The sequence below is a fragment of the Vibrio sp. V23_P3S9T160 genome, from assembly GCF_963886625.1.
In the GTDB taxonomy this organism is placed as follows: domain Bacteria; phylum Pseudomonadota; class Gammaproteobacteria; order Enterobacterales; family Vibrionaceae; genus Vibrio; species Vibrio anguillarum.
The window spans coordinates 12,860-35,529 of record NZ_CAWPDB010000130.1 but is presented as its reverse complement, the minus strand read 5'-3'; the positions used below and the strand labels follow the sequence as shown (position 1 = coordinate 35,529).

The 22,670-nt window shown below is 45.2% G+C and carries 17 protein-coding genes, 5 tRNA genes, 1 rRNA gene and 1 pseudogene; 20 read left to right on the top strand and 4 right to left on the bottom strand.

Features of this window, described 5'->3' with window-relative positions; genetic code table 11:
* Together rrf and AACU59_RS10900 are read left to right on the top strand one after the other, a co-directional pair.
* A 5S ribosomal RNA gene (gene rrf / locus AACU59_RS18170) occupies positions 1-83 on the top strand; the annotation flags it as partial.
* A gap of 29 nt (positions 84-112) precedes the next feature.
* Positions 113-189: transfer RNA gene (locus tag AACU59_RS10900), tRNA-Asp, on the top strand.
* 274 nt (positions 190-463) lie between these two features.
* Here the strand turns inward: AACU59_RS10900 and pssA are convergent.
* On the bottom strand, positions 464-1,804 hold the full coding sequence (gene pssA, locus AACU59_RS10895) for a CDP-diacylglycerol--serine O-phosphatidyltransferase (RefSeq protein ID WP_094145781.1): 1,341 nt from the start codon (positions 1,802-1,804) through the stop codon (positions 464-466).
* A gap of 98 nt (positions 1,805-1,902) precedes the next feature.
* Positions 1,903-2,385: a GNAT family N-acetyltransferase gene (locus tag AACU59_RS10890; RefSeq protein ID WP_013857960.1), complete on the bottom strand. Its 483-nt coding sequence runs from the start codon at positions 2,383-2,385 to the stop codon at positions 1,903-1,905.
* An 8-nt stretch (positions 2,386-2,393) separates the two neighbouring features.
* Between AACU59_RS10890 and murB the strand changes: the two genes are divergently transcribed.
* Positions 2,394-3,440: a UDP-N-acetylmuramate dehydrogenase gene (gene murB, locus AACU59_RS10885; protein WP_161437819.1), complete on the top strand. Its 1,047-nt coding sequence runs from the start codon at positions 2,394-2,396 to the stop codon at positions 3,438-3,440.
* Positions 3,437-4,399 carry a bifunctional biotin--[acetyl-CoA-carboxylase] ligase/biotin operon repressor BirA gene (birA, locus tag AACU59_RS10880; protein ID WP_094145052.1) on the top strand — a complete coding sequence of 321 codons (963 nt, stop codon included), beginning with the start codon at positions 3,437-3,439 and terminating at the stop codon, positions 4,397-4,399. Before murB ends, birA begins: the two co-directional genes overlap by 4 nt.
* A gap of 13 nt (positions 4,400-4,412) precedes the next feature.
* Here birA and coaA read toward each other — a convergent pair whose 3' ends face one another.
* Positions 4,413-5,336, bottom strand: a complete 924-nt coding sequence (gene coaA / locus AACU59_RS10875) for a type I pantothenate kinase (RefSeq protein ID WP_010318972.1) — start codon at positions 5,334-5,336, stop codon at positions 4,413-4,415.
* Positions 5,337-5,548: 212 nt separating this feature from the next.
* On the opposite strand from coaA, the gene AACU59_RS10870 reads away from it, so the two are divergent.
* From AACU59_RS10870 to rpoC, 14 genes and pseudogenes are all read left to right on the top strand, one after another.
* A tRNA-Thr gene (locus tag AACU59_RS10870) sits at positions 5,549-5,624 on the top strand.
* Between the two features lie 30 nt (positions 5,625-5,654).
* Positions 5,655-5,739, top strand: a tRNA-Tyr gene (locus AACU59_RS10865).
* Positions 5,740-5,773: 34 nt separating this feature from the next.
* Positions 5,774-5,848: transfer RNA gene (locus AACU59_RS10860), tRNA-Gly, on the top strand.
* A gap of 10 nt (positions 5,849-5,858) precedes the next feature.
* Positions 5,859-5,934, top strand: a tRNA-Thr gene (locus AACU59_RS10855).
* A 101-nt stretch (positions 5,935-6,035) separates the two neighbouring features.
* Positions 6,036-6,278, top strand: a pseudogene (locus tag AACU59_RS18165) (GTP-binding protein); the annotation flags it as partial.
* 39 nt (positions 6,279-6,317) lie between these two features.
* A complete protein-coding gene (gene tuf / locus AACU59_RS10850; protein ID WP_013857920.1) occupies positions 6,318-7,502 on the top strand; it encodes an elongation factor Tu in 1,185 nt (394 codons plus the stop codon).
* 253 nt (positions 7,503-7,755) lie between these two features.
* The gene (secE, locus tag AACU59_RS10845) at positions 7,756-8,136 is read left to right on the top strand and encodes a preprotein translocase subunit SecE (RefSeq protein ID WP_026027616.1); all 381 of its coding nucleotides are present in this window, start codon (positions 7,756-7,758) and stop codon (positions 8,134-8,136) included.
* 12 nt (positions 8,137-8,148) lie between these two features.
* Positions 8,149-8,697 (top strand): transcription termination/antitermination protein NusG, encoded by a 549-nt coding sequence (nusG, locus tag AACU59_RS10840; RefSeq protein ID WP_013857954.1) that lies wholly within the window; start codon positions 8,149-8,151, stop codon positions 8,695-8,697.
* A 133-nt stretch (positions 8,698-8,830) separates the two neighbouring features.
* A complete protein-coding gene (gene rplK, locus AACU59_RS10835) occupies positions 8,831-9,259 on the top strand; it encodes a 50S ribosomal protein L11 (RefSeq protein WP_010318965.1) in 429 nt (142 codons plus the stop codon).
* A 4-nt stretch (positions 9,260-9,263) separates the two neighbouring features.
* Positions 9,264-9,965: a 50S ribosomal protein L1 gene (gene rplA / locus AACU59_RS10830; protein ID WP_013857952.1), complete on the top strand. Its 702-nt coding sequence runs from the start codon at positions 9,264-9,266 to the stop codon at positions 9,963-9,965.
* 288 nt (positions 9,966-10,253) lie between these two features.
* Positions 10,254-10,742 (top strand): 50S ribosomal protein L10, encoded by a 489-nt coding sequence (gene rplJ / locus AACU59_RS10825; protein ID WP_026027617.1) that lies wholly within the window; start codon positions 10,254-10,256, stop codon positions 10,740-10,742.
* 60 nt (positions 10,743-10,802) lie between these two features.
* Positions 10,803-11,168 carry a 50S ribosomal protein L7/L12 gene (gene rplL / locus AACU59_RS10820; protein ID WP_010318962.1) on the top strand — a complete coding sequence of 122 codons (366 nt, stop codon included), beginning with the start codon at positions 10,803-10,805 and terminating at the stop codon, positions 11,166-11,168.
* Positions 11,169-11,420: 252 nt separating this feature from the next.
* Complete coding sequence (gene rpoB, locus AACU59_RS10815) at positions 11,421-15,449, top strand: DNA-directed RNA polymerase subunit beta (RefSeq protein ID WP_010318961.1); 4,029 nt, start codon at positions 11,421-11,423, stop codon at positions 15,447-15,449.
* 79 nt (positions 15,450-15,528) lie between these two features.
* On the top strand, positions 15,529-19,731 hold the full coding sequence (gene rpoC / locus AACU59_RS10810) for a DNA-directed RNA polymerase subunit beta' (RefSeq protein ID WP_013857949.1): 4,203 nt from the start codon (positions 15,529-15,531) through the stop codon (positions 19,729-19,731).
* Between the two features lie 90 nt (positions 19,732-19,821).
* Here the strand turns inward: rpoC and rsd are convergent, their stop codons facing one another.
* Positions 19,822-20,316, bottom strand: coding sequence for a sigma D regulator (gene rsd, locus AACU59_RS10805; RefSeq protein WP_094145051.1), 495 nt, complete (start codon positions 20,314-20,316; stop codon positions 19,822-19,824).
* Between the two features lie 180 nt (positions 20,317-20,496).
* Here rsd and nudC point away from each other — a divergent pair, with 180 nt between their 5' ends.
* Both nudC and hemE read left to right on the top strand, forming a co-directional pair.
* Positions 20,497-21,282: an NAD(+) diphosphatase gene (gene nudC / locus AACU59_RS10800; protein WP_176428527.1), complete on the top strand. Its 786-nt coding sequence runs from the start codon at positions 20,497-20,499 to the stop codon at positions 21,280-21,282.
* A gap of 249 nt (positions 21,283-21,531) precedes the next feature.
* Positions 21,532-22,599 carry a uroporphyrinogen decarboxylase gene (gene hemE, locus AACU59_RS10795; protein WP_010318957.1) on the top strand — a complete coding sequence of 356 codons (1,068 nt, stop codon included), beginning with the start codon at positions 21,532-21,534 and terminating at the stop codon, positions 22,597-22,599.
* Positions 22,600-22,670: the final 71 nt, after the last annotated feature.

Here is a 22,670-nt window from a genome sequence, read left to right as displayed (position 1 = left end):
TCCATGCCGAACTCAGAAGTGAAACACAACAGCGCCGATGGTAGTGTGGGGTCTCCCCATGTGAGAGTAGGACATCGCCAGGCTTTGAATATTGTCTAACCAGACACGCTGCGGAGCGGTAGTTCAGTTGGTTAGAATACCGGCCTGTCACGCCGGGGGTCGCGGGTTCGAGTCCCGTCCGCTCCGCCACTTATTAAGAAGCCCTGCTAGTAATAGCAGGGCTTTTTTCGTTTGAGTTTCAATGAGCTGCTTAAGTCGTTTTAAGCTATCTCTATTGCAACTAGATTCCCTGTGCTTATTCCTTGATGTCCTCTTGAGCGCTGAAATTCTTTTGGTTTATGTTCATCGAACAGAGTAGCTGCATGAAAGGCGCTACTATCTCAATCAATAGCCATATGAAAACAACGTGTAGGCATATAAAAAAGCCGACACGTTGTGTCGGCTAATCGTTTAGTGTTGTGCTTTACAGAATCTGTTTGAGCACTCTATCGGCCTTAACTCGCGTTACTTTGCGCAGTAGTTTTTGTACCGCATCAGGGTAGTTTTCTATCTTCTCTAGTTGTTTGTAGGTACAAACAAGTTGAGTGTGTCGAAGGATGTTGTCGATCTCTTGCTCAAACTTAGGTGTTAAGTGGTGATAGTGATCTTGGATGAGAATGGCATTCTCGAGATCGAGCTTCCATGCTCTTGGATTTAAGTTATTACCAGTGATCAACATGTAGCGCTTATCCACCCATACGCCTTTTAGATGGAAGCTATTCTCTTCATGTTTCCAGAGATGGATAGAAAGATTTCGACTGGCAATATGGGCTTCATTTACTTTGGCAAAACGGCGTAGATTAAGCTCATATAAATAAGGTAAGCCGCCGATTGTTTTGAAGGTTTGCTCTGGGGAAATATAGAAGTCGTTTGCCGTTTTATCGCCAACGACAATGTGAACTTTTACACCCCGTTTCAATGCTTTCTTAACTTCTTTAGCGACACTTTTTGGAAAATTGAAATACGGAGTGCAGATAAAGACTTCATCTTTAGCATGAGCGATCAGTTGGTTAATATTGTGGTTGAGTTTATTTCGACGCTTTCCAATACCCACCAGTGGCGTCAAAGCCACTTGATCGGCTGTTGGGATCTGTGACTCAAACTCATAGTTTGCTGTTGCTAGAGAGGCTCTAAATTGCCGAATGTCAGTTTTGATATCTTTCGTCGTTGGCTTCGATGTGTTTGATAAGTCATTGACAGCAGGATGACTTATCATTTTTTGCTGAATAAATTGTATCATGCTATCGGCAAGGGATTGGTTGTCGATGGTGTGATAGCGGTCGAATCGATAGCGCTCTTTGTGATGCAAATAAACGTTATTAAGGCTTGCTCCGCTATAGATCACCTGGTCGTCGACAATAAAACCTTTGAGATGTAAAACACCAAAAACTTCGCGACCTCGCACAGGGATGCCGTATACGGGAATGGCGTGTTCGTGGTTCTGAGAGAACTCTTGATACATTGAAGCATTGCCTTCCGAAGCGGCCGCACCAATTAATCCACGTTGCGCTCTATGCCAATCAACGCAAATCGCAATATCTAAGCCAGGGTTTCTTTGCTTGGCATTATATAGCTCCGTTAAAACTTCTCTGCCTGCTTCGTCATCTTCTAAATACAGCGCTACAAGATAGATTCGTTTACTTGCCTGACGGATCGACTGGATCAGATGATTTTTAAATTCTTTTGCCGAAAATAAAACTTCAAAATGATCCGGTGATTGTGCGATGGTCGGCAATCGCTCGAATGGGTTTCTATGAGCAATCATATTGGATGATTTACCTTACTTATTTGCAAAATTGCGAACTGGGGATATTACCAAATTCAACGGTTCAATTGCTAGAAAAGCCGCGCATTCTCGTCATACTAGCCTAGGTATCTCATAGGAATGAGATCTTTACCACTGGATACATACCGCTCAAACCGTTGCATAAGAGCTATTGGTAGTTCTTCTGTCATTATGGAGTGAAAACCATGACGAGCATAAAAGGGCTCAAGATGAGCGTATGCGAAGCAATAATCCTGATTATTGAGAATATTCTCGCTGCAATAATTGAGCAACTGCGACCCAATCCCTTTTTTTTGGTTTTCTGGCAGCACAAGCATGCCAGTCAGTAATCGATATACATCAATATTTTTAAATCTGACAACAGCAGATATCTGCCCATCGAGCGTGCCTATAACGCACAATTCATCTTTCCTAGCTTTTGCTGAAGGGTAATGTTCTTTGTACATTCGCTTGATCAAAGGAAGTTTTATCGGGGGGAGTATGTCAAATTGTAGTTGCCACATTTCTTCCTGCTTCGAATAGTTATCTGTTGTAGAATGGCGTGAGTTTAATTTATCCATAGAATGCCATGCAATTACATCCCAATGCGAGCTTAAAAAAATATCACACTTTTGGCCTAGAACAATCTTGTCAATTATTAGCTGAAGTTTTCTCTGTGCAAGATTTGGTGGAAATTTACCAGAGCGCAGAATGGCAGACTTTGCCTAAGTTGATGTTAGGAAAAGGTAGCAATGTTCTTTTTACTTGTGATTTTCATGGAATGGTTTTAAGCAACCAACTGAAAGGGTTACAGCACACGCAGGATGATAATTACCATTATTTGCATGTTTCTGGTGGTGAGGATTGGCCTTCACTTGTTGAATGGGCAGTGAAGCAAAACATTGCAGGTCTTGAAAATTTGGCTTTGATACCTGGTTGTGCAGGTTCTGCTCCTATCCAAAATATTGGCGCTTATGGTGTAGAGTTTCAAGATGTGTGTGATTACGTTGATTATCTCTGTTTAGACTCCTTAACCGTCAAGCGCCTGAGCGCCAAACAATGTCTATTTGGTTATCGTGATTCTATTTTTAAGCACGCTTTGCACAGTAACGCGATCGTTGTAGCGGTAGGACTAAAGCTATTGAAGCAATGGCAACCCGTACTGAATTATGGACCTTTGCAAGAACTGGATGGTCACACCTGCCAAGCTATTGATATTTATAAACGGGTATGCGCTACTCGCAATGCCAAATTACCCGATCCGCGGGTGCTAGGTAACGCAGGAAGCTTCTTTAAAAATCCAATTATTAGTTTAGAACATTGGCAGGCTCTTCTTGAGAGTCATCCCGATCTTGTTTCTTACCCCGTGGAAGAAGGCAGAAAAGTAGCGGCTGGGTGGTTGATTGATCAGTGTGGGCTCAAAGGGTATAGCTTAGGTGATGCTCAAGTGCATCCGAAGCAAGCTTTAGTGTTGGTAAATAAAGGTAGCGCTACAGCCTTTGACGTCATTCAACTAGCGATTAAAGTTTGCATAGCAGTTCAGGATAAATTTTCGATATCTTTAGAGCATGAAGTCCGATTTTTAGATGCGATTGGTGAAACGAACCTTGAGCATCTTGCTAAGGAATTAAAGTGAAAGAGCACAGTGTCAAACTATCATTACTTCGTCATCTGGCCAGTGGCGAGTTTTGTTCTGGTGAGTTGCTAGGAGCAGAACTTGGTATTTCTCGCGCCGCAGTCAGTAAGCATATTAAAGGGATTCAGGAGTGGGGAATTGATATTTTCCGCGTCCAAGGCAAAGGCTATCAGCTTGCTCAATCACTGAATCTACTTGATGCGACACAGATCCAAAATGCCGTGCGTAACCCTGTCGAGCTTTTCCCCATTATCGATTCAACCAACCAATACCTGTTAGAACGTGTGGATAACCTTGCTTCGGGAAGCGTTTGCTTAGCAGAGTATCAGGCTAATGGACGGGGTCGGCGCGGGCGTCAGTGGATATCGCCTTTTGGCAGCAATCTTTATGTTTCCATGTACTGGCGACTCGACGCGGGGATGGCGGCCGCAATGGGGCTTAGCCTTGTGGTCGGGGTCGCGATTGTGGAAGCGCTATCAAGTATCGGATTTGACGGTGTAAAGCTTAAGTGGCCGAACGACCTCTATTTTCAGGATAGAAAGCTGGCGGGCATTTTAGTAGAAATGACAGGGCAGGCTGGCGCAGCGGCACATTTAGTGATTGGGATGGGAATGAACATTTTCATGCCCGAAAATGAGCAAGCCATTGACCAGCCATGGGCAAGTTTGTCGCAGGTAGCCGACGGTCTGAAAATAGACAGGAACTTGCTCGCTATTGTCTTTATTCAATCATTAGACCAAGCGCTACGTGATTACGAGCTTTATGGGATGAAGGATTTTATACCGCGCTGGAATCGACTCGATAACTTTATTGGTCGAAAAGTTAAACTGCTTATGGGCCCCAAAGAGGTCTATGGCGTGGTGCACGGGATCAACGAATATGGAGCGGTGTTGCTAGAAACAGAGAATGGAATGGAGAGTTACATTGGTGGCGAAATATCGTTACGCAAGGCAGAGTAACCGCTTTACCAAACTATTTTCTTAGTAGTATCTCTTCCACAGTATGATTGAGGCCTTTACGCAAAACTAACTGAGCGCGCTCTTTGGTCGGTAAAATATTATGTTGCAGATTTTTACCGTTGATCGAGTGCCAAATGCTCTCAGCTTTTTCTCTCGCCTCTAGCTCAGACAGTTTTGTGTAGTGGCTAAAGTACGATCCCGTCTCCTTAAAGGCGCTGTGACGAAACTTCATAAAGCGTTCAACATACCACTTTTCAATAAGTTGACTGTCCGCATCGACATACAGTGAGAAATCTAAGAAATCAGATATAAACACTCGATGTGGATCGTGTGGATAATCCATGCCGCTTTGCAAGACGTTCAATCCTTCAATGATCAACACATCTGGCCTATCGACGACTTTCTCTTCAGTCGTGATGTCGTAAGTAAGATGTGAATAGATCGGCGCGCTTACATTTCTTTTTCCTGCTTTAACATCCGACACAAACTGTACCAGACGTTTCATATCATAAGATTCAGGAAACCCCTTTTTCCCCATAATTCCTCTTTCATTAAGAATTTTGTTGGGAAAAAGAAACCCATCTGTCGTAATCAGTTCAACTTTGGGATGATTCTCCCAGCGTGAAAGAAGCGCTTTTAACAAACGCGCCGTGGTACTTTTCCCAACGGCGACACTTCCTGCGATGCCGATGATAAAAGGAGGCGATATATCGGTATTACCGAGAAATTGATGCAAAACCGCATTTCGGCTTTGTCTGGCGGCTACGTATAAATTAAGTAAGCGAGCCAAAGGCAGATAAATCTCAGCCGTTTCTTTCATCGTTAGGTTTTCATTAATACCTTGTAGCTCTTTTAAGTCAGCCTCAGAGAGAGTCATTGGGACAGAGTTACGTAGCTCGGCCCATTGATTGCGATCAAAAGAGATATAAGGACCCATAAAATACCTAACGATGAATGACAGAAAAAAGAAGAGGATGAAACATACATTAAGGTGAAAAGAATGGAAATGCCTTAAACGATAGAATTGAGTGAGAAAACGCATTTTGCTTGAAAAAGCAACGAACAGGCGAGATTTATGGAAAATTGGTTTTTTTTTAATATTTAGGCTTGCAAGGCTGAGCATCATTCAATAGAATGCGCTCCACTTATGCCGACTTAGCTCAGTAGGTAGAGCAACTGACTTGTAATCAGTAGGTCACCAGTTCGATTCCGGTAGTCGGCACCATTCTTTTTCGAAAGAATGAAGAAAAAATTTGGAGGGGTTCCCGAGTGGCCAAAGGGAGCAGACTGTAAATCTGCCGGCTCCGCCTTCGATGGTTCGAATCCGTCCCCCTCCACCATATTCTTAAGGAAATAGCTCTCAGAGTTACGTGTGCGGGCATCGTATAATGGCTATTACCTCAGCCTTCCAAGCTGATGATGCGGGTTCGATTCCCGCTGCCCGCTCCAATTTTTGAGTGCTGATATAGCTCAGTCGGTAGAGCGCACCCTTGGTAAGGGTGAGGTCCCCAGTTCAACTCTGGGTATCAGCACCAGCTCTCCAAGCAATTATCTCCTTTTGATATATACTCCTTACCAATAATTTTGGTTGCGTGGTCATCAAAGCCACCTAAATCCGTACCTAGAGGGACAACTCATGTCTAAAGCAAAATTTGAACGTACGAAACCGCACGTAAACGTTGGTACTATCGGCCACGTTGACCACGGTAAAACAACTCTAACTGCTGCTATCTGTACTACACTTGCAAAAGTGTACGGTGGTGAAGCGAAAGACTTCGCATCTATCGATAACGCTCCAGAAGAGCGCGAGCGCGGTATTACAATCAATACTTCTCACGTAGAGTACGATACACCAGCACGCCACTACGCACACGTAGACTGCCCANGCCACCTAAATCCGTACCTAGAGGGACAACTCATGTCTAAAGCAAAATTTGAACGTACGAAACCGCACGTAAACGTTGGTACTATCGGCCACGTTGACCACGGTAAAACAACTCTAACTGCTGCTATCTGTACTACACTTGCAAAAGTGTACGGTGGTGAAGCGAAAGACTTCGCATCTATCGATAACGCTCCAGAAGAGCGCGAGCGCGGTATTACAATCAATACTTCTCACGTAGAGTACGATACACCAGCACGCCACTACGCACACGTAGACTGCCCAGGACACGCTGACTATGTTAAAAACATGATCACAGGTGCTGCGCAAATGGACGGCGGTATCCTAGTTGTTGCTGCAACAGATGGCCCAATGCCACAAACTCGTGAGCACATCCTACTTGGTCGCCAAGTTGGTATTCCTTACATCATCGTATTCATGAACAAATGTGACATGGTTGATGATGAAGAGCTTCTAGAGCTAGTAGAAATGGAAGTTCGTGAGCTTCTATCTGAGTACGATTTCCCAGGTGATGACCTACCAGTTATCCAAGGTTCTGCACTAGGCGCACTAAACGGCGAAGAGCAGTGGGAAGCGAAAATCATTGAACTTGCTGAAGCGCTAGACACTTACATTCCAGAGCCTGAGCGTGCAGTAGACCAAGCATTCCTACTACCAATCGAAGACGTATTCTCAATCCAAGGTCGTGGTACAGTAGTAACTGGTCGTATCGAGCGCGGTATCCTACGTGTAGGTGACGAAGTTGCGATCATTGGTATCAAAGACACAATCACAACGACTTGTACAGGTGTTGAGATGTTCCGTAAGCTGCTTGACGAAGGTCGTGCAGGTGAGAACGTTGGTGCACTTCTACGTGGTACTAAGCGTGATGAAGTAGAACGTGGTCAAGTACTAGCGAAACCAGGTTCAATCACTCCACACACTAAGTTCGAGTCAGAAGTGTATGTACTGTCTAAAGATGAAGGCGGCCGTCATACTCCGTTCTTCAAAGGCTACCGTCCACAGTTCTACTTCCGTACAACGGACGTAACGGGCGATATCTCTCTACCAGAAGGCGTAGAGATGGTAATGCCAGGTGACAACATCCAAATGGTTGTAGAGCTAATCGCTCCAATCGCGATGGATGAAGGTCTACGTTTCGCGATCCGTGAAGGCGGTCGTACAGTAGGTGCTGGTGTTGTTGCTAAAGTTATCGCTTAATTGCTGATTTAGCCGTTTAAATACGAATAGTATTTGACTAACGACTACCAAAAAGGGCATCATTTGATGCCCTTTTTCTGCACTAAATTTGGCCGTTGTCGATTTGTTGGTCGATAAAGCCAGTGCAAAGGATTTAAGATAGAGACATTTCTATCTTGATGAGTATGTATAGGTAGCTTTACCTGTGCTATGGATTTGCCCTGCAACAGCGGGGTTGTTGTCGTCTATGTTAAGACTTGTAACAGGTTGGTTTATGAAAGCAAACAATGCTGAAATTCCTGATAGCTCAAGTGCAGCAGACACATTTAAGTGGATTGTCACTTTTGCTCTGTTAGCTGCCGCTGTTGTGGGTAATTACCTGTATGGTGAAATGTCTGTAGTGCTTCGCGCTGCAGGTGTGGTTGCGCTGATTATTGCAGCACTCGGTGTTGCTGCGACAACCACAAAAGGAAAAGCGGCGATTGCGTTTGCGCGTGAATCTCGTATGGAAGTTCGCAAAGTGGTATGGCCGACACGTCAAGAAACCATGCAAACAACATTAATCGTTTTAGCTGTAAGTATCGTAATGGCTCTAGCACTTTGGGGCATCGACGGCATTATGGTTCGTCTTGTCGCTTTCGTGACTGGGGTATAGAGGGTTTAATACATGAGTGAAGCTCCTAAAAAACGCTGGTATGTAGTTCAAGCCTTCTCTGGATTTGAAGGCCGCGTAGCGCAATCGCTGCGTGAGCATATCAAGATGCACGCAATGGAAGAATTCTTCGGTGAAGTTCTTGTTCCAACCGAAGAAGTTGTTGAAATGCGTGCAGGTCAACGCCGTAAAAGTGAGCGCAAGTTCTTCCCAGGCTATGTATTGGTACAGATGCTCATGAATGATGAGTCCTGGCACTTAGTTCGTAGTGTTCCTCGTGTAATGGGTTTCATTGGTGGAACCTCCGATCGTCCTGCACCTATCACTGACAAAGAAGCCGATGCGATTCTTAATCGTCTAGAGAAAGCGAGCGAAGCTCCGCGTCCTAAGACGATGTTTGAAGCAGGTGAAGTGGTTCGTGTTAATGAAGGTCCATTTGCTGATTTCAACGGCACCGTTGAAGAAGTAGATTACGAGAAGAGCCGCATTAAAGTGTCAGTATCTATCTTTGGCCGTGCAACTCCTGTTGAACTTGAGTTTGGCCAAGTCGATAAGCTTGATTAAAAAAACACCTTTTAGGGTTGTTAAGGGCGTGAAATGTGATTATAATTTCGCGCCTTATTTACACGTCTTTATGACAAAGTAACCGGGGAGCTGATCAGCTGATTGGCGTTTGTACCCACATTTAGGAAATATCATGGCTAAGAAAGTTGAAGCTTATATCAAGTTGCAAGTTGCATCTGGTATGGCGAACCCAAGTCCACCAGTTGGTCCTGCACTAGGTCAACGTGGCGTTAACATCATGGAATTCTGTAAAGCGTTCAACGCAAGAACAGAATCAATGGAGAAAGGCTTGCCTACTCCAGTTGTTATCACTGTATACAGCGACCGTTCTTTCACGTTCGTAACTAAGACTGCTCCAGCGGCTGTTCTTCTGAAGAAAGCTGCAGGCATCAAGTCTGGTTCAGGCCGTCCAAACACTGAAAAAGTGGGCACGGTTACTGATGCTCAAATCCAAGAAATTGCAGAAGCGAAAGCGGCTGATATGACTGGTGCTGACATTGAAGCGATGAAACGTTCTATTGCGGGTACTGCTCGTTCAATGGGCTTAGTGGTAGAGGGTTAATATCATGGCAAAACTAACTAAGCGTATGCGCACTATCCGTGAGAAAGTTGACGCAACTAAAGAATACGAAATCAACGAAGCAGTAGCTCTTCTTAAAGAACTTGCAACGGCTAAATTCGTTGAGTCTGTAGACGTTGCTGTGAACCTTGGCATTGATGCTCGTAAATCTGACCAAAACGTACGTGGTGCAACTGTTCTGCCACACGGTACTGGTCGTGAAGTACGTGTTGCAGTGTTCACTCAAGGTGCAAACGCTGAAGCGGCTAAAGCTGCTGGTGCAGATTTAGTGGGTATGGAAGATCTAGCTGAGCTAGTGAAGAAAGGCGAAATGAACTTTGACGTTGTTGTTGCTTCTCCAGATGCAATGCGCGTTGTAGGTCAACTAGGTACCATTCTTGGTCCTCGCGGTCTAATGCCAAACCCTAAAGTTGGTACTGTAACTCCTAACGTTGCTGAAGCGGTTAAGAACGCTAAAGCAGGTCAGGTTCGTTACCGTAACGACAAAAATGGCATCATCCACACAACTATCGGTAAAGTTTCTTTCGAAACTAACCAACTGCAAGAGAACTTAGAAGCTCTTCTAGTTGCACTTAAGAAAGCGAAACCTTCTTCTGCTAAGGGTACTTACCTGAAGAAAGTAAGCATTTCTACTACGATGGGTGCTGGTGTTGCTGTTGATCAGAACACGCTAAACGCTCAAGCGTAATAATACATTTGATTAGGTGTGGAATTTGTGTATAATTCTGCGCCTAATATTTGTGGTTGGGGCTGATTTTAGTTCTTAGAACTATGACCCAGTCTCCGTCCAAGACCGTAGGCGTTATTTGTCTGTTTGATAAATGACTTAATCGTACCTACGTAGATGGTGCCCGAACTGACAGAAAGCATAATTTATTTTTTGAATAGATAAACTTTCTTCTGGGACTGCACCGAAATAACTCTCACTGTTGTGATAATAGTGAGTGGTGTAACGACAACCAGGAGTAAATCCAAGATGGCTTTAAACCTTCAAGACAAACAAGCAATTGTTGCTGAAGTCAACGAAGCGGCCAGTGGTGCACTTTCTGCAGTTGTTGCTGACTCTCGTGGCGTTCAAGTAGGCGCGATGACTTCTCTACGTAAACAAGCCCGTGAAGCGGGTGTTTACATGAGAGTTGTTCGTAATACTCTAGCACGTCGCGCAGTGGAAGGCACAGCTTACGAATGTCTACAAGACGTATTCGTAGGTCCTACTTTGATCGCATTCTCTAACGAGCATCCAGGTGCTGCAGCGCGTCTTTTTAAAGACTTCGCTAGAGAGAACAAGCACTTTGAAATCAAAGCAGCTGCATTTGAAGGCGCATTAACTGACGCTGAACTACTAGCGACACTACCAACTTACGACGAAGCAATCGCACGCCTAATGATGTGCATGAAAGAAGCTTCTGCTGGCAAGCTGGTACGTACTATCGCTGCTGTCCGCGATCAAAAAGAAGCTGCGTAATTCGCATTGCTTTTTATTGTTTGCTAAATAAACTTATTGTTGACTTAAAAGAGAATTGTTATGTCTATTACTAACGAGCAAATCCTAGATGCAGTTGCAGAAATGTCTGTAATGCAAGTTGTTGAACTTATCTCTGCTATGGAAGAGAAGTTCGGTGTTTCTGCTGCAGCTGCAGTAGTTGCAGGCGGCCCAGCAGCAGCAGCTGTTGAAGAGCAAACTGAATTCGACGTAATCCTAACTGCTGCTGGCGCAAACAAAGTATCTGTAATCAAAGCAGTACGTGGCGCAACTGGCCTAGGTCTTAAAGAAGCTAAAGCTCTAGTTGACGGCGCTCCAGCTGCAATTAAAGAAGCAGTTTCTCAAGCAGAAGCTGACGCACTTAAGAAAGAGCTAGAAGAAGCTGGTGCGACTGTTGAAGTTAAGTAATTATTACTTAATTTCTTAGCCGCAAGGCTAATGGCTGGTGGTTTATTGACCACCGGCCTTTTTGCGCTGTAGGGTATGGGTGAATTTTCCCGCTGTTTAGACGCTTATACTCGTGCAAAAGCACACAAACTATCATTTTTGAGTGATGTTGTGTTACTACAGTAAACAGCTGTTAGTCACTGTCCTATGACCCTTTATTTTTGAATAATTGGTGGGCAGTTTGGGTCACTTATCAGCGAGCTGAGGAACCCCATGGTTTACTCTTATACCGAGAAAAAGCGCATCCGTAAGGACTTTGGTACTCGTCCACAAGTGTTGGACATTCCATACCTGCTATCGATCCAGCTCGATTCGTTCGACAAGTTTATCGAACAGGATCCTGAAGGACAATACGGTCTTGAGGCTGCTTTTCGTTCTGTATTTCCTATTCAGAGCTATAACGGCAATTCTGAGCTGCAATACGTTAGCTATCGTCTTGGTGAGCCAGTTTTTGACGTTAAAGAATGTCAAATTCGTGGTGTAACTTATTCTAAGCCACTACGCGTAAAACTACGCCTAGTGATCTTTGATAAAGACGCGCCAGCAGGTACTGTAAAAGATATTAAAGAACAAGAAGTCTACATGGGTGAAATTCCACTCATGACAGACAATGGTACCTTCGTAATTAATGGTACTGAGAGGGTTATCGTATCCCAGCTGCACCGAAGCCCAGGCGTATTCTTCGACAGCGATAAGGGTAAAACTCACTCATCAGGTAAAGTTCTTTATAACGCACGTATTATCCCTTACCGTGGTTCATGGTTAGATTTTGAGTTTGATCCAAAAGATAACCTATACGTGCGTATTGACCGTCGTCGTAAACTGCCTGCATCGATCATTCTTCGTGCACTTGGTAAATCGACAGAAGAGATCTTGGATCTGTTCTTCGAAAAAGTGAAGTTTGAAGTCAAAGACCAAACTCTTCTTATGGAGTTGGTACCTGAGCGCCTGCGTGGCGAAACAGCGTCATTTGATATTGAAGCAAATGGTACCGTTTATGTCGAAAAAGGTCGTCGTGTAACGGCTCGTCATATTCGTCAACTAGAAAAAGATAACGTTGATTTTATCGAAGTACCCGTTGAGTACATCGTAGGTAAAGTCGCTTCTAAAGATTATGTCAATGAAGCAACTGGTGAAGTCATCGTTAGCGCAAACCAAGAAATTAGCTTGGAAGCATTAGCGAATCTTTCACAAGCGGGCTATAAGAAACTTGAAGTTCTATTTACGAACGATCTTGATCATGGTCCATTTGTGTCTGAGACGCTCCGCATCGACAGTACGGTTGACCGTATTTCTGCGCTAGTAGAAATCTACCGCATGATGCGCCCTGGCGAGCCACCAACAAAAGAAGCAGCCGAATCGCTGTTTGAAAGCCTATTCTTCTCAGAAGAACGCTATGACCTATCAACAGTAGGCCGTATGAAGTTCAACAGCTCAATTGAGCGTGAAGATGCCGGCGAGCTTGGTACGCTTGACGAAACTGACATCATCGAAGTGATGAAGAAGTTGATCGCCATTCGTAACGGCATTGGCGAAGTGGACGATATCGACCACCTTGGCAACCGTCGTATTCGCTCTGTTGGTGAAATGGCTGAAAACCAATTCCGCGTAGGTCTTGTGCGTGTTGAACGTGCAGTGAAAGAGCGCTTAAGCCTTGGCGATCTTGATGCGATCATGCCTCAAGATTTGATCAATGCGAAGCCTATCTCTGCAGCCGTTAAAGAATTCTTCGGTTCTTCACAGCTTTCTCAGTTTATGGACCAGAACAACCCACTTTCAGAAGTGACGCACAAACGTCGTATTTCTGCATTGGGTCCTGGCGGTCTAACTCGTGAGCGTGCTGGCTTTGAGGTACGTGACGTACACGTAACTCACTACGGTCGTCTATGTCCGATCGAAACGCCAGAAGGTCCGAACATCGGTCTGATTAACTCATTGTCAGCATTTGCACGTTGTAACGAATACGGTTTCCTAGAAACTCCGTACCGTCGTGTTGTTGATGGTGTGGTGACTGATGAAGTTGATTACTTGTCAGCTATCCAAGAAGGTCAATTTGTTATCGCGCAGGCAAACGCCATTCTGACTGAAGAAGGTACGTTTGCAGATGAGCTGATCACAGCTCGTCAAAAAGGTGAATCTGGTCTTCACCCTCGTGAACATGTTGACTACATGGACGTTGCGACCAACCAGGTCGTATCAATCGCCGCTTCGCTTATCCCGTTCCTAGAACACGATGATGCGAACCGTGCATTGATGGGTGCGAACATGCAACGTCAAGCGGTTCCAACGTTACGCGCTGAGAAGCCGTTGGTTGGTACTGGTATCGAACGTAATGTAGCGGTTGACTCTGGTGTAACTGCCGTTGCCAAACGTGGCGGTATGGTGCAGTCAGTTGATGCGTCTCGTATCGTAGTTAAAGTTAATGAAGATGAACTTGTATCTGGTGAAGCGGGTATCGACATCTACAACCTAACTAAATACACACGTTCGAACCAAAACACATGTATTAACCAACGTCCTACTGTGATGCCAGGTGAACCTGTAGCTCGCGGTGATGTTCTTGCTGATGGTCCTTCAACAGACCTTGGTGAGCTAGCGCTTGGCCAAAACATGCGTATCGCATTCATGCCTTGGAATGGTTATAACTTCGAAGACTCGATCTTAGTCTCTGAGCGCGTCGTTCAAGAAGACCGTTTCACGACTATCCACATCCAAGAACTTTCTTGTGTGGCTCGTGATACTAAGCTGGGCTCTGAAGAGATCACAGCGGATATTCCAAACGTAGGTGAATCGGCTCTGTCTAAACTAGACGAGTCAGGTATCGTTTACATTGGTGCTGAAGTTAAGGGTGGTGACATCCTAGTTGGTAAAGTAACGCCGAAAGGCGAAACTCAGCTAACTCCAGAAGAGAAGCTACTACGTGCAATCTTCGGTGAAAAAGCCTCTGATGTTAAAGATACGTCACTGCGTGTACCAAACTCTGTTTCAGGTACCATTATCGATGTTCAAGTTTTCACTCGCGATGGCGTAGAGAAAGACAAGCGTGCGCTTGAAATTGAACACATGCAGCTAAAAGAAGCGAAGAAAGACCTTACTGAAGAGTTCCAAATTCTTGAAGGTGGTCTACTAGCGCGTGTGAAAGCTGTACTGATCAATGGTGGCTATTCTGAAGCGAAGCTTGATGCGATCGATCGTAAGAAATGGCTAGAACAAACACTAGAAAACGACGAGCTACAATCTCAACTTGAACAGCTTGCTGAGCAGTGGGATGAGCTAAAAGCTGACTTCGATAAGAAGTTCGAAGCGAAACGTCGCAAAATCACTCAAGGTGATGATCTAGCGCCTGGCGTTCTGAAGATTGTTAAAGTTTACCTAGCGGTGAAACGTCGTATCCAGCCTGGTGATAAGATGGCAGGTCGTCACGGTAACAAGGGTGTAATCTCTAAGATCAACCCTGTTGAAGACATGCCTTACGATGAAAACGGTCAGCCGGTTGATATCGTATTAAACCCACTAGGTGTACCGTCACGTATGAACATCGGTCAGATCCTTGAAGTTCACTTAGGTCTGGCTGCAAAAGGTATTGGTGACAAGATCAACCAAATGGTTAAAGAACAACAAGAGCTGTCTAAGCAGCGTGAGTTCTTACAGAAGGTTTATGATCTTGGCGATACGCGTCAGAAAGTAGATATTGCTGCTCTGTCTGATGGTGATGTTCGTACTCTTGTGAACAACCTTCGTGGTGGTTTACCGATTGCAACTCCAGTATTTGATGGTGCGTCAGAAGCATCAATCAAAGAACTATTAAGCCTAGCCGACCTACCAACTTCTGGTCAGCTAACACTGTTTGATGGTCGTACTGGTGATGCATTCGAGCGTCCTGTAACTGTCGGTTACATGTACATGCTCAAACTGAACCACCTTGTTGATGACAAGATGCACGCTCGTTCAACAGGTTCGTACAGCCTAGTAACTCAGCAACCACTTGGTGGTAAAGCTCAGTTCGGTGGTCAGCGTTTCGGTGAGATGGAAGTGTGGGCACTAGAAGCATACGGTGCTGCATATACACTACAAGAAATGCTTACTGTTAAGTCAGATGACGTTAACGGTCGTACGAAGATGTATAAGAACATCGTTGATGGTAACCATAGCATGGAACCTGGCATGCCAGAGTCTTTCAACGTATTGCTGAAAGAGATCCGCTCGCTAGGTATCAACATCGAGCTAGAAGACGAAGAGTAATCTTGGCGGTAAACCCTCTGGATTATCCTGGTAGAAAGGCGCTCGCCGAGCGCCTTTTAACTCCTTACAGGAGCTGATTGTGAAAGACTTATTAAACTTTCTAAAAGCACAGCATAAGACCGAAGAATTTGATGCAATCAAAATCGGTCTATCTTCACCTGACATGATTCGTTCATGGTCTTTTGGTGAAGTTAAAAAACCTGAAACGATCAACTATCGTACGTTCAAGCCTGAACGTGATGGTCTGTTCTGTGCGCGTATTTTTGGTCCAGTCAAAGACTACGAATGTCTTTGTGGTAAATATAAGCGTCTGAAACACCGTGGCGTGATCTGTGAAAAATGTGGCGTTGAAGTTACACAAACTAAAGTTCGTCGTGACCGTATGGGCCACATCGAGCTTGCATCACCGGTTGCTCACATCTGGTTCCTAAAATCGCTACCGTCTCGTATCGGTCTGCTAATGGATATCCCTCTACGTGATATCGAACGTGTTCTTTACTTCGAAATGTATGTAGTAACAGAGCCGGGTATGACGGATCTAGAAAAGAGTCAGATGCTTACTGAAGAAGAGTATCTTGACCGTCTAGAAGAGTGGGGCGATGAGTTCACGGCGAAGATGGGCGCAGAAGCGATCAAAGACCTATTGGGTTCAATGGATCTTGTCGCTGAAACAGAGATGATGCGTGAGGAGTTACAAACCACTAACTCTGAAACTAAACGCAAAAAACTGACTAAGCGTCTGAAGCTTGTTGAAGCGTTTATCAGCTCAGGTAATAACCCTGAGTGGATGATCCTGACTGTGCTTCCGGTACTTCCGCCAGATCTACGTCCTCTAGTACCACTAGATGGCGGTCGTTTTGCGACATCTGATCTGAACGATTTGTACCGCCGTGTGATCAACCGTAACAACCGTTTGAAGCGTCTTCTAGAGCTAGCAGCTCCGGACATCATCGTACGCAACGAAAAGCGTATGCTGCAAGAGTCTGTTGATGCGCTACTTGATAACGGTCGTCGCGGTCGTGCGATCACAGGTTCTAACAAGCGTCCTCTGAAATCTCTTGCTGATATGATCAAGGGTAAACAAGGTCGTTTCCGTCAGAACCTACTTGGTAAACGTGTAGACTACTCAGGCCGTTCTGTAATCACAGTAGGTCCATATTTACGTCTGCACCAGTGTGGTCTTCCTAAGAAGATGGCACTTGAGCTATTTAAACCATTTATCTACAGCAAGTTAGAAACTCGCGGCATGGCCACGACGATCAAAGCAGCTAAGAAAATGGTTGAGCGTGAAGAAGCGGTTGTTTGGGATATCCTAGACGAAGTGATTCGTGAACACCCAGTACTACTAAACCGTGCACCAACACTGCACCGTCTTGGTATTCAAGCGTTCGAACCGGTACTGATTGAAGGTAAAGCGATTCAACTGCACCCACTTGTGTGTGCGGCGTATAACGCGGACTTCGATGGTGACCAAATGGCGGTTCACGTGCCTCTAACTTTAGAAGCACAGCTTGAAGCTCGTACACTGATGATGTCGACGAACAACATTCTGTCGCCAGCATCAGGTGATCCGATCATCGTACCTTCACAGGACGTGGTCTTGGGTCTGTACTACATGACTCGCGAAAAAATCAACGCACAAGGTGAAGGTATGTACCTGGCTGGCCCTAAAGAGGCTGAGAAGGCATACCGTACTAAGACAGCGGCGCTACACGCACGCGTTAAAGTACGTATCACTGAAACCGTTGTTGATGAAGATGGTTACAGCACAACTGAGACTAAGATGGTCGATACGACTGTCGGTCGTGCCATGCTATGGCAAATCGTGCCTAAAGGCCTGCCATACAGCATCGTGAACCAGAAGCTTGGTAAGAAACAGATCTCAAATCTATTAAACGAAGCGTATCGTAAGCTTGGTTTGAAAGATACGGTCGTATTTGCTGACCAAATCATGTACACCGGTTTTGCTTATGCAGCATTGTCAGGCGTGTCAGTTGGTATCGACGACATGGTTGTACCAGCAGCAAAATACACTGAAATTGCTGAAGCTGAAGAAGAAGTACGCGAAATCCAAGAACAGTTCCAATCAGGTCTTGTTACGGCGGGTGAGCGTTACAACAAAGTTATCGATATCTGGGCGTCTACCAACGACCGTGTTGCGAAAGCGATGATGGATAACCTATCTTCTGAAACCGTGATCAACCGTGATGGCGTAGAAGAACAACAAGAATCGTTTAACAGCATCTATATGATGGCTGACTCGGGTGCTCGTGGTTCTGCTGCTCAGATTCGTCAGCTTGCAGGTATGCGTGGTCTGATGGCGCGTCCAGATGGTTCAATCATCGAAACGCCTATCACAGCAAACTTTAAAGAAGGCCTGAACGTACTACAGTACTTTATCTCTACCCACGGTGCACGTAAGGGTCTAGCCGATACAGCACTTAAAACAGCGAACTCAGGTTACCTGACTCGTCGTTTAGTAGACGTTGCACAAGACGTTGTGGTGACAGAGCATGACTGTGGCACTCAAGAAGGTGTCGACATGATGCCTCATATCGAGGGTGGTGATGTTAAAGTTTCTTTAACTGAACTGGCTCTTGGTCGTGTTGTGGCTGAGGATGTGATGAAGCCAGGCACTGAAGAAGTACTTATTCCACGTAATACTCTGATTGATGAGAAGTGGTGTCAGATTATCGATGAGAACTCTGTCGATAATATGAAAGTACGCTCAGTGGTAACCTGTGATGCGGACTTCGGCTGTTGTGCGCTATGTTACGGTCGTGACCTTGCTCGTGGTCACCTAGTGAACCAAGGTGAGGCAGTCGGTGTTATTGCTGCTCAATCTATCGGTGAGCCGGGTACACAGTTAACGATGCGTACGTTCCACATCGGTGGTGCGGCTTCTACTGCTGCGGCAGAGAACAGCATCCAAGCGAAGAACAAAGGTTCTGTGAAACTTCACAACGCTAAGTTCGTTATCAACAAAGATAAGAAGCTGGTTATCACATCTCGTGCATCAGAGCTGACTATCATTGACGAATTTGGTCGCACGAAAGAAAAACACAAACTGCCTTACGGCTCTGTGTTGAGTAAAGGTGATAACGACGCGGTTGAAGCTGGTCAAACAGTGGCTAACTGGGAAGCGCACACCATGCCAATCATCACTGAAGTGGCTGGTCGCATCCAATTCGTTGATATGATTGATGGTGTAACGGTTTCTCGCCAAACAGATGACCTAACGGGTCTATCTTCAAGCGAAGTAACCGAAGCTGCCGCTCGTCCAGCAGCAGGTAAAGATATGCGTCCAGCTATCAAACTTGTTGATGCGAAAGGTAAAGATGTCATGATCCCTGGTACTGATATGCCAGCTCAATACTTCTTACCGGGTAAAGCGATCGTTAACATCGAAGATGGTGCTGAAGTTGGTATTGGTGACACATTAGCGCGTATTCCACAAAAATCTGGCGGTAACCGAGACATCACGGGTGGTCTACCTCGCGTAGCTGACTTGTTTGAAGCTCGTCGACCAAAAGAGCCTGCTATTCTTGCTGAGCACACAGGTACTGTGAGCTTTGGTAAAGAAACCAAAGGTAAACGTCGTCTAATCATCACTCGTGAGGGTGACGAAACTTATGAAGAAATGATTCCTAAGCATCGTCAACTTAACGTGTTTGAAGGTGAGAAGATCGAACGTGGTGACGTTATTGCTGATGGTCCTGAGACTCCGCACGATATCCTACGTTTACGTGGTATCCATGCTGTAACGTCTTACATCGCTAACGAAGTTCAAGAAGTTTACCGTCTGCAAGGCGTTAAGATTAACGATAAGCACATTGAAACTATCGTTCGTCAAATGCTACGTAAGTGTACGATTACTCATGCTGGCGACTCTGAGTTCCTAGCGGGTGAGCAAGTTGAATACTCACAAGTGAAAGTTGCAAACCGTAACCTAGAAGCCGAAGGCAAACAGCCTGCTCGTTTCGAGCGTGAGCTACTAGGTATTACTAAAGCATCTCTAGCGACTGAATCGTTCATCTCTGCGGCATCGTTCCAAGAGACAACTCGCGTACTAACAGAAGCGGCTGTTTCTGGTAAACGTGATGATCTTCGCGGTCTGAAAGAAAACGTAATCGTTGGTCGTCTGATCCCAGCGGGTACAGGTTTCGCTTACCACCAAGAACGTCAAGCTAAACGTGCGGCACAGCTAAAAGGCCCGTCTGCTGAACAAGCGACAGATAACCTAGCGGCACTGCTAAACGCAGGTTTCTCTTCTGAAGAGTAATCTCAGCGCTGATTAAAAAAGGCACCTTCGGGTGCCTTTTTTGTTGCGCTTAATTAATCTACGCGAATGATTACAGCAAAATATTCAATATTAAGCACCAGGAGGGATAGCCAAGCTGTCCGCGATAAGTTGAATCAAACTGTCTTCCACTCCAAAACGCACCTCAATAATTTCACCAATTAGCGAAAGATCGTTGTCAAAGTTTTCGAGATCATCCTCATCACTCACTGCCGCGTATTTATCTGTAAAATTGAGTAACGGCTCGGTAGTAACAATAATTTTTCCATAAGTTTGATTAATTTCATCGGTGGCTTCAAAGCCGGTTGCACGCCACCTATCCATCACCATATCGTAGATTTTGAAGTGACCTTCGGAAATATAATCCACCAGTTGCTGGCAAAAACGTTGCAGCTCTTCTGGCGAGGGAAGCCCGTTAACGTTCGTTTTGGTGGAGCAAGGTTGCAGCGCGGCTAATTTGCAATACTCTACAATTAAGGTTTGCCGCGTGTTTAGCCAGTGATCAATAACGTCACTGTAACCGCCCCATTGCTCTTGTGTGCGTTTTAGTTTTTTTAGCATGACCATGCCCTCATGATCGGGTCACAAAGCTGGTGACCGTTTCCTTTGCGTAGGGTTGCACTTCGTAGATACAACTCATTGTCCTTACTAGAATTTATAGAACTAAATTTGGAACGTTACAAATTCTGGTATGAATTTAGATTGCCAGTAAAATGGGGTAACTGCAAGAAGAGAGGTCGCAACATGTTGAAAAATAGTGATACAAAAATCGCTTATTGGTGTGTAGTTTCCGGAAGTGAGATCTGGACCATAAATGGTGAGTTACCGCTAGGATCTGCGGGCGAATATTCCCTGCCTTTAGAAAAAGCGGTGGTGGTAGATAGTTGTGATGGTTACCCAGTGATGTGGGTTAATTATGCCGATCTTGATGACGAGCGAGAAATGACTTCATTACGCGAATTGTTGCATCTCAAACCAGAACTGTTTTTGGCGATCAGCAAAGCGCTTCAATATGGTCACATGAGTCAAACGTTACGTTTTTGTCCACAATGTGGTGGGCGAAATTACCTAAACCATAACCAATTGGCGATGCAATGTTCTGAGTGTCGAACGTTACATTATCCGCGTATCTTTCCTTGCATTATTGTCGCGGTACGAAATCAGGATAAAATTTTATTGGCCCAGCACCCAAGGCATCGTAACGGCATGTATACCGTCATTGCTGGTTTTTTAGAGGTCGGGGAGACGTTAGAGCAGTGCGTGGCACGTGAAGTACTTGAAGAAACGGGGATTCATGTGAAAAATATTCACTATTTTGGCAGCCAGCCATGGGCATTTCCATCGAGTATGATGATGGGCTTTGTGGCGGAATATGACTCTGGCACGATAAAACCCGACTATAGTGAATTGAGTGATGCGCAATGGTTTTTAGCAAGTGCTTTGCCTCCCGTTGCGCCCGAAGGGACGATAGCCAGAGCATTAATAGAGCACACGTTAAGCGAAATCGAGAAAGATTCACTGCCGCATTGCTAAAAAAAACCCTCCGGTGAAGGAGGGGGTAAGTAAGATGTCGTTATGAGATGCCGAGTACAGAGTACTCAGTTTATAATTATAGTTTTCGCTAGCGAACAAATTTTTAACACCGTTAAAGGTTGCTTGCAAATTAACCATTGATTTAAAAGTTAATAACATGATCTCGCTTGCAAAGCACACCGTTTTTGGCGCTTATTCAGTGCTAGAATAACGCCACAAAAAATAACAAGCTTTAAATTGGAAGACGGAATGACTGAATTAAAAAATGATCGCTACTTGCGTGCACTGTTAAAACAACCTGTCGATTGCACCCCTGTATGGATGATGCGCCAAGCGGGACGTTACCTGCCAGAGTATCGCGCAACGCGTGCCGAAGCGGGCGATTTTATGGCGCTGTGTAAAAATGCTGAGCTAGCTTCTGAAGTGACATTACAGCCATTACGTCGCTTTCCATTAGATGCCGCTATTTTATTTTCTGATATTTTAACCATTCCTGACGCCATGGGATTGGGTTTGTATTTTGAAGCGGGAGAAGGGCCAAAGTTTGAACGCCCGATCACTTGTAAAGCCGATGTCGATAAAATTGGCTTACCGGATCCGGAAGGCGAACTGCAATATGTGATGAATGCCGTACGCCAGATCCGCAAAGATCTACAAGGTGAAGTTCCATTGATCGGTTTTTCAGGCAGCCCATGGACACTCGCGACTTATATGGTGGAAGGTGGCAGCTCAAAAGCTTTCACTAAGATCAAAAAAATGATGTACGCCGATCCTAGCGTGCTGCACGCCTTGCTCGATAAACTGGCAGACAGTGTTATTGAATACCTTAACGCACAAATCAAAGCGGGTGCTCAGTCTGTTATGATTTTTGATACTTGGGGCGGAGTACTGACGCCGCGCGACTACAACCTCTTTTCACTACAGTATATGCACAAAATTGTGGATGGTTTAATTCGTGAAAATGAAGGTCGCCGCGTACCCGTCACTCTGTTTACCAAAAACGGTGGCATGTGGCTGGAGCAGATTGCTGCAACGGGTTGTGATGCTGTAGGGCTTGATTGGACCATCAATATTGCCGACGCCAAAGCGCGTATCGGTGACAAGGTGGCGCTGCAAGGTAATATGGACCCATCCATGCTTTATGCTCCGCATGATCGTATTCGCCAAGAAGTGGCGACCATTCTTGAAGGGTTCGGTCATGGTGGAACGGGCCATGTCTTTAACCTCGGACACGGTATCCATTTAGATGTGCCACCGGAAAATGCGGGCATATTTGTTGATGCGGTGCACGCCTTGTCTAAACCGTACCATCAATAATAGGTTTGCGGTGCCTTATCGCCGATAATGCACCGTTTCTCACTCTCATCCTGTTATTTGATAGGAGCAGG